At 71.0% G+C, this 6,940-nt stretch carries 7 protein-coding genes; 3 read left to right on the top strand and 4 right to left on the bottom strand.

The window, feature by feature from the left end; all coding sequences use genetic code 11:
* Positions 1-381: discoidin domain-containing protein (locus ACJA3G_RS26080; RefSeq protein ID WP_406555487.1), on the top strand; the 381-nt coding region annotated here is incomplete at its 5' end.
* A gap of 124 nt (positions 382-505) precedes the next feature.
* On the opposite strand, the gene ACJA3G_RS26075 is transcribed toward ACJA3G_RS26080, so the two are convergent.
* The gene (locus tag ACJA3G_RS26075) at positions 506-1,252 is read right to left on the bottom strand and encodes a class I SAM-dependent methyltransferase (protein ID WP_406555486.1); all 747 of its coding nucleotides are present in this window, start codon (positions 1,250-1,252) and stop codon (positions 506-508) included.
* Between the two features lie 420 nt (positions 1,253-1,672).
* Here ACJA3G_RS26075 and ACJA3G_RS26070 point away from each other — a divergent pair, with 420 nt between their 5' ends.
* Complete coding sequence (locus tag ACJA3G_RS26070; protein WP_406555485.1) at positions 1,673-2,581, top strand: hypothetical protein; 909 nt, start codon at positions 1,673-1,675, stop codon at positions 2,579-2,581.
* 125 nt (positions 2,582-2,706) lie between these two features.
* Complete coding sequence (locus ACJA3G_RS26065) at positions 2,707-3,126, top strand: hypothetical protein (RefSeq protein ID WP_406555484.1); 420 nt, start codon at positions 2,707-2,709, stop codon at positions 3,124-3,126.
* On the opposite strand, the gene ACJA3G_RS26060 is transcribed toward ACJA3G_RS26065, so the two are convergent.
* The 3 genes from ACJA3G_RS26060 to ACJA3G_RS26050 all read right to left on the bottom strand — a co-directional run.
* The gene (locus ACJA3G_RS26060) at positions 3,110-4,051 is read right to left on the bottom strand and encodes an aminoglycoside phosphotransferase family protein (protein WP_406555483.1); all 942 of its coding nucleotides are present in this window, start codon (positions 4,049-4,051) and stop codon (positions 3,110-3,112) included. The two genes, ACJA3G_RS26065 and ACJA3G_RS26060, sit on opposite strands and share 17 nt — an antisense overlap.
* 89 nt (positions 4,052-4,140) lie before the next feature.
* Complete coding sequence (locus ACJA3G_RS26055; protein ID WP_406555482.1) at positions 4,141-5,433, bottom strand: MalY/PatB family protein; 1,293 nt, start codon at positions 5,431-5,433, stop codon at positions 4,141-4,143.
* A gap of 107 nt (positions 5,434-5,540) precedes the next feature.
* A partial coding sequence (locus ACJA3G_RS26050) for a PHB depolymerase family esterase (protein WP_406555481.1) occupies positions 5,541-6,940 on the bottom strand: 1,400 nt, incomplete at its 5' end.

Below are 6,940 nucleotides of genomic sequence, written 5' to 3'. Positions count from 1 at the left end.
GACCTCACCCCCACCACCAACGCGGCCCGCTGCACCACCGCCACCGCCTCCTCCCAGCAGTCCGGCATGTACGCGGGCGCCGCGGTGGACGGCAACACGGCTACGGCCTGGGTCCCGGACAGTGCGAACGGCCGACTGACGACGGACCTCGCCGGGCCTGTCCGCGTCAAGAGCGTCACCCCCACCTGGAACGCCACCAAGCCCGTCGCGTACAGCATCGAGCTGTCCCTCGACGGCCGGCACTGGAGGCGGGCCGTGAAGGACGACGTACGACTGGCACGGTACGTACGGGTCACCGTGCGGGGCGACGCGAAGGCGAAGGAGCACCCGGGCATCGCGGAGCTGACGGTGAACCGGGCGGGGGCGCCGGGGGAGCGGTGAACCCCACGGCTCCCGCACGGACCGGCTTACCCGGCCCTCCTGCCGCCTCGGGTGACCGAGGCGGCAGGTGCCGGCGGATCGGCGGAACCCGCCGGTCCGCCGGGTCGCTGCCCGGACGCGCTGGTCAGACGCGGCAGCGCAGCATCTCCAGCGGCGGGTTCGCGAGCAGGTCGGCCCAGAAGTCCTCGCCGAACTCATGGACGCCGGCTTCGGAGATCCGCAGGGGCACCCACTCCACCGCGCTGAACCCGGCCGCCCGAAGAGACTCCTCGTAGACCTCGCGGCGCGGGGCCGCCACGTGGATGGTGACCGGCTCCGGGTCGAGGAGAGCGGTGACCCGCACCCTCGGCCCCGTCTCGGTCTCCTCGCCGGTGGGCTCGCAGCGGAACCCGTACTTGTCCAGAGGCGGATGGTTGAACCGGTAGTCGGGGCTCTGGCAGAGCATGTAGAACGCTCCTCCCGCCACCAGGTTCCGGTGGATGGCGCGGCACATCCGCTCCATCTCCGCCCTGTCCCTCGCGTAGTTGAGGCACTGCACGGCCAGAGCGAGGTCAAAGCGCCGGTCCAGCGCGGGCAGTTCGGCCACGTCACCGACCTCGTAGCGCACCCCCAGCGGCTCACCCTGCTCGGTCCTGCGCGCGACGGCGATCATCTCGCCCGAGATGTCGACACCGAAGACGTCCGCGGCGCCGCGCCGCTTGAGCTCCCTGCTGTAGAAACCGGTGCCGCACGCCAGGTCCAGAACCGACTTGCCGCCCACGTCCCCGACCAGGCCCAGGAAGCTCGGCACCTTCCCGTAACGCATCAGCGGCAGGGACTTGAACCCCTCGAACGCCTCGCCGATCCGGTCGTACTGCTGCTGCACGCCCATATGCCGCCCCCTCGTGTGGATAACACCTGTGTGGATCGTGGATCGTCCCGCACGCGGCCACACCGGCTCTCAGGAACGAGAGGATCAGCGGGCCGCGCTCGTGGCAGAAAGTCTGCTCCCGGCTGGTCCCGGCGCCGTACTGGCAGATGCCACAGAGAAGTTGGGTGGGTGGACCTCGTATCAACCAACACCTCTCGCGGGGCGAGGAGTAACGACAGGGGCGGGCGCGGACGGCCGGGGGGACGGCCCGGTGCGCGGCGGCCGGTGCTCCGGCCGCGAGGTCTGCCAGGGCAGGTCATGGAGCCCGTCCCCGTACCGAGATGCGATGCGGGTCCGGGCGGCGCACGATGGAAGGTGGACGCGGGGGTTCCGGGGCGCCCCGACGCCGCACGTACCCGGTGCGAGGAAATGGGGAAAGCCATGAGGAAAGCCCTGGTGGCCGCGCTCGCCGCGGTCACTTCCGCCACGGCTGTGCTGCTGACCGGCCCGGTGTCGCCCGCGAGCGCCACCTCGTCGTACTGCGATCAGACGAGGCCGAGCAGTTCGATCCTCTTCTACAACGCCGACAGCGGCTCGGCCGCCACCGGCACCCTCTCCGCCGGTCACTGGCAGGAGAAGGCGGAGTTCGACCTCCCGACCGGATACACGCACGGCGCGGCGAGCCGCGACACACTGGTGCTCTACAACAAGGACACCGGGGCCGGAGAGGTCGGCACCCTCAAGGGCGGCCGGTACCACCGCACCCATTCCTACGACGACTTCTCCACCGACTGGACCTTCGTCAAGGCGTCCGGCGACTCAGTGCTCTTCTACAACGGGGACACCGGCCGCGGCGTCACGGGCACCCTCAAGAACGGCACGTACCGGGAGATGCGTCAGTACGACAACTTCAGCACGGGCTGGGGGACCATGGCCGCCTCCTGCGACACACTGATCTCCGCGGCCAGGCACGGTTCGGGCGACTCCCCCTGGAGCAACGTGGGCTACGGCACCCTCACGGGCGGCGTCTACCACGACAAGGGCGGCATCCCGCGAGCCGACTTCCTCGGGGAGCTGACCGCGACCAAGGACTCCGTGCTGTCCCTGGCGAGGACCGACGACGCACTCCAGTTCCGGGTGTCCAGGGCGACCAACGGCTCGGGCATCCACTTCAACAGGATCGGCACCTCCGGCATCTGGGAGAAGGAGGGCCGTACCTCCGACAGCCTGTTCTTCTACAAGGACGACGGCACGGCGTGGACATCGACGCTGTTCCACGGCCATTACGCCAACGTCGGCTCGCTCGCACGGGTGTCGTCGGGCTGGACGCTGATCGAGGGCGGCGTCTGACGCCGTAAGTGCGGTCACCCACGCCTCCCGTGGCCCTGCTGCGACCTGAGCACCGGGCGACACCGGGCGGTGTACCCCGGGTCGGCGCCCGGCTGCCCACCCCGGCGGTGTCAGTGCCGTGGTGCATGATCCGCCCATGCCCGACACGTCTGACGACGGAGCGGCGTGCGGACGGGCCGCCACCCGTCGGTGAGGAGTGGGAGACCGCCGTCGACGTGAGCATCTACAGCAGCAGCGGCACCCTGTGGCTGTTCCAGTGGGGCGGGGACGTGGTGGAGGAGGCCGGAGACTTCGCCACGGCCGGCCCGGGCTGGTACCGGGTGCGTGTCCAGGCCCGCGGCCGGGACGCGGGGGAGGCCATCCAAGGGGAGGACGTGGTGGAAGAACACGCTCTGACCGTCTGGCCCGCGCCTCCGCAGCCCGATGTGGTGCACCGGGCCACTGACGCGTTCGCCCGTCGGCACTTCGACCCCGCGCGCCCGCCCGGTCTGCCCGTCGACCCGGACGACCCCACGTCCTTCCTCGACCTCACGAGCGTTTCGTGAGCAACCCCGCCAGATGGTCGGCGAACTCGGTGATCCAGTCCAGCAGCGGTCCGCCGCGGGCGACCCGGAAGCCGTGGCGGCGGCCCCAGAACGCGGCCTGCACGGCATGGAACTGCGCCCACCGCCGGACACGTTCGCGGTCGAGCTCCGCGGCCTCGGTGAACACGTCCAGGATGCGATCGACCGCCTTGCCCAGATCGTCCGCTTCGAGAAGCGTCAGCGCGCGTGACTTGAGCAGCGTGCCGCCGTCGTAGGCGGGATCGCCCGCGTACCCCTTGGGATCGACCGCCAGCCACGGCTCGCGGTCGGCGCGCAGGATGTTGCGGGCGTGGAGGTCGCCGTGGACGAGGACGTCCGGCTGGACCGGGCCCAGTTCGCGTACGGTCGCCACGGCCGCGTCCAGGACATCACGTGGCAGTGCGTGAGGCATGTCCTCGGCATCCTTGCGGAGCTGTTCCTCCCAGGCGTCCGCCCGCTCCCGCAGCCGGGGCAGGCCGGGCGGCGCGGGCACGGCCAGTCGGCGGTTGAGGCGCCCGGCCACCCTCACCACCTCGTCGCCGTCCTGGAGCTCTCCCAGCGTCAACGGCCGGACCCGCTCCAGGAGCATCGCGAACCGCTCGTCGTCGCGCTCGTGCAGCAGTACGGCACCGCGCCCGCCCCACGCCACGAACGCGTCCGGCTCGTGCACGTTGCCGGGATGCGGAAACGACACCTTCACCACGGCAGGCCGCTCATCTCCCCGTCGTACGGGCCGTACGGGAACGATCACGCCGACGCCGCCGTGCATGACCGGACCGTCCGGTACGCACTCCCAGCGGTCCAGCAGCTCTTCCACGAGCCCCGGCAGCCCGGCGATCCAGGCGGCTCCCGGCTCTCCTTCGCGCGCGACGGTGGTCCGTACGAACTCTTCCGGTAACACAGTCATCCGGGCACGATACGCGGCCCCGCGCCGGCGGGCTGTCATACGTGGGCAGACCGTGTGTACGTCCTCAGAGACGTGACCGGCGGGAAGGGCTAGCGCGTATGGCTTGCCGCCGCGCGTCCCATGCGGGTGACCGCCTCGGTCAGCACGGACCGCGAGGTCGCGAAGTTCAGGCGTACGTGCCCTGCTCCTCCCGTGCCGAAGATGTGGCCGGAGGAGAGCGCCACCCGGGCGTGGTCCAGGAACAGCCGGGCCGGTCCGGCCAGGTCGGTGACGACCGCGAGGTCCGTGGAGTCTGCGGGGTCCGCCGGGTCTTCGGGGTCCGTGGGGCCGGCCTCCGGGGCGAGGCCCAGGGGACGGCAGTCCAGCCAGGCCAGATAGGTTCCCTCCGGCCTGGTGTACCCGATCCCGGGCAGGTGTTCCGCGAGGAGGCGGCCCAGCAGGGCCCGGTTCGCGTCGAGCCCCGTCAGCAGGGTGTCGAGCCAAGGCTCCCCGTGGCGGTAGGCCGCCGTGTGGGCGATGACGCCCAGGAAGCTCGCGCCGTGGTGGACCTCCTCGGGGATGCGGCGCAGGTCGGAGGCCGCCTCGAGGCCCGCGACGGCGAGCGCCGCCTTGATCCCGGCGAGGTTCCAGCCCTTGGTGGCCGACATGAGGGAGAACGCGTCCTCGGCCCCCGGCAGGCTCAGATAGGGCGTGAACTCGGCGCCCGGCAGGACGAGTGGCGCGTGAATCTCATCCGCCACGACACGGACTCCGTACCGCCGCGCCAGCTCCGCCACGGCCGTGAGCTCCTCGGCGGTGTGGACCGTTCCGGTGGGGTTGTGCGGATTGCTGAGGAGGTAGCCGATCCCGCCCCGGCCGCTCTGCCTCCGGGCACTCCGGAACGCCTCCTCCAGCGTGTCCGGGCTGATCCGCAGATCCCGCGCGAGCGGGGCCTCCACGATCCGGCGGTCGTCGTGGGTGATGAAGGCGTAGAAGGGCGCGTACACCGGGGAGTTGACGACGACCGGGTCACCGGGGTCGGTGACCAGCCGCAGCACCTGCACCGCGCCCATCATGACGTCGGGGATCATGGCGGTGCGGTCGACGGCCACGCCGTCCCATTTCCAGCGGCGCGAGGCGAAGCCCGCCAGCGCCTCGGCGAACTCGGTTCCGGCGGGATATCCGGTGTCACCGGTGTCGATGGCCTCGCGCAGCGCCTCGGCGACCGGCGGCGCGAGCGGAACGTCCATCTCCGCCACCCACAGGGGCAGCACATCGGCCGGGTAGGTGCGCCACTTCATGCTCCCGCGCCGACGGAGCTGGTCGAGCGACAGCTCCTCCAGCGGGTTCGCGCCTTCTTCGGCCCCGGCATCTGGGGAGCCGTGCCCACCGACGGCAGTCATCTTCAGCATTGGACCGCCATCGCGATCTCGGCGCAAGTGCCGGGACGGCCGAAGGCCGGCCGCCGCGGTCGCGACGCCCGGCCCGGCTGACGGGTGCACGGTCCGTCTCAGCAGTGCGGTACGACCTCCCATGAGCCCGGTGAGCGCAGGTGCAGGCTGCTGAGAGCCGTGGCGGTGTGCGGGCCCATGTACTGACCGGTGCCGATCGCATAGCTCTTGTCACCGATGAAGTACGACCGCCCGGCCAGGTTGTGCGCGACGTTGTCGGTGGTCCAGCAGTTCGGCAGGGGCGTGGTGGCCGGTGTGGTCGTGGCCGTCACCGGGGCCGAACGCGCCCCCACGGCGCCGGAACCGTCGACGGCGGCGACGGTGTAGGTGTGGGTCGTGCCGGAAGCCAGGCCGCCATCGGTGTAGGCGGTGCCGTCGAGCGGGACGGAGTTGGCCCTGCCGCCGTCGCGGTAGACGTTGTACGAGGCGGCGCCCGCGACCGGGTTCCACGTCAACGAGATCGCGCTCGCGGTGGTCCCGGTGCTGGTCAGACCGGTCGGGGCCGGAAGAGCCGGCGTCGTGGGGGCCTGGGCGATCGCCTTCACCATGTTCGTGATCGCGGTGATCTGCCGGCCGCCCTTGTCGGCGTAGTGGGTGTCGCCGCCGTACGCCCACCAGTTCCAGCAGCCGCGCGGGTTGTCGCTCGCGGTGGTGGCCTGGGGGTACAGCACGACCGTGCTGTTCGTGTCGGCGTACTCGTTCAGGTTGGCCTCGGCCATGAACTTGTCGCCGATCAGCCCGTAGTACTGGTAGCAGCCGTGGAGGGCCACCATCAGCCGGCAGGACGCACCCGTCGCGCAGGACTGCGGGATGTACGCGAATCCCTCGTTGCCCATGCTGATCGCGGAGGCGCTGCCACCAGGGGCATAGGTGTTCTGGTCGAACTGGACGAGTCGGCCGGTCAGCGGGGCCGTGGTGGCGGGCTTTACGGAGCCGAAGAGGTGGGCGAGCATGTCCTTCTCGGGGTCGCCGCCGCAGTTGTTCATATAGGGCGCGGCCGTGGAGGTGCAGGACACCTCGCCGAGCGGGCTGACCCAGGCGTGCCCGGCCGGCGACGCGGTGTCGTAGACGACGTCGGCGCCCAGGTCGCGGTAGTAGGCCGCGAGATCGTCGTTCACCGCGCGGTCCACGGTCTGGTCGGAGCTGCCGTGGGAGAGCCAGACGGGGGCGCCGGACAGATGCGCGACCGGGTCGACCGCGCCGGAAGCCGCCCGGTCACGGGTCTCCTGCTCCAGTTGGGCGGGGCTCTTGCGCGCGAGCAACGTGTCCATGCAGGCGTAGAGCGCGGTGGAGACATTGCCCTGGGAGCAGTCGTACGGTCCCGCGGAGAATATCCCGACGCCCTTGAAGATCTCGGAGTGCGCGACGTGCAGCTGGTTGGCGAGGAATCCCCCCGACGAAACCCCGGACACATAGACCGAGTTGATCGTGAGGGGTGGCAGGGATCCCGGAGTGGGGG

Source organism: Streptomyces sp. YS-3 (assembly GCF_045257485.1).
In the GTDB taxonomy this organism is placed as follows: domain Bacteria; phylum Actinomycetota; class Actinomycetes; order Streptomycetales; family Streptomycetaceae; genus Streptomyces.
The sequence above is the reverse complement of the archived record's forward strand: the minus strand, read 5'-3'. Positions and strand labels throughout refer to the sequence as shown.

Excerpts from the sequence above, each read along its gene's own strand:
- ACJA3G_RS26070 (WP_406555485.1), top strand. The coding sequence starts at position 1,673 with ATGAGGAAAGCCCTGGTGGCCGCGCTCGCCGCGGTCACTTCCGCCACG.
- ACJA3G_RS26055 (WP_406555482.1), bottom strand. The coding sequence starts at position 5,433 with ATGACTGCCGTCGGTGGGCACGGCTCCCCAGATGCCGGGGCCGAAGAA.
- ACJA3G_RS26075 (WP_406555486.1), bottom strand. The coding sequence starts at position 1,252 with ATGGGCGTGCAGCAGCAGTACGACCGGATCGGCGAGGCGTTCGAGGGG.
- ACJA3G_RS26060 (WP_406555483.1), bottom strand. The coding sequence starts at position 4,051 with ATGACTGTGTTACCGGAAGAGTTCGTACGGACCACCGTCGCGCGCGAA.
- ACJA3G_RS26065 (WP_406555484.1), top strand. The coding sequence starts at position 2,707 with ATGATCCGCCCATGCCCGACACGTCTGACGACGGAGCGGCGTGCGGAC.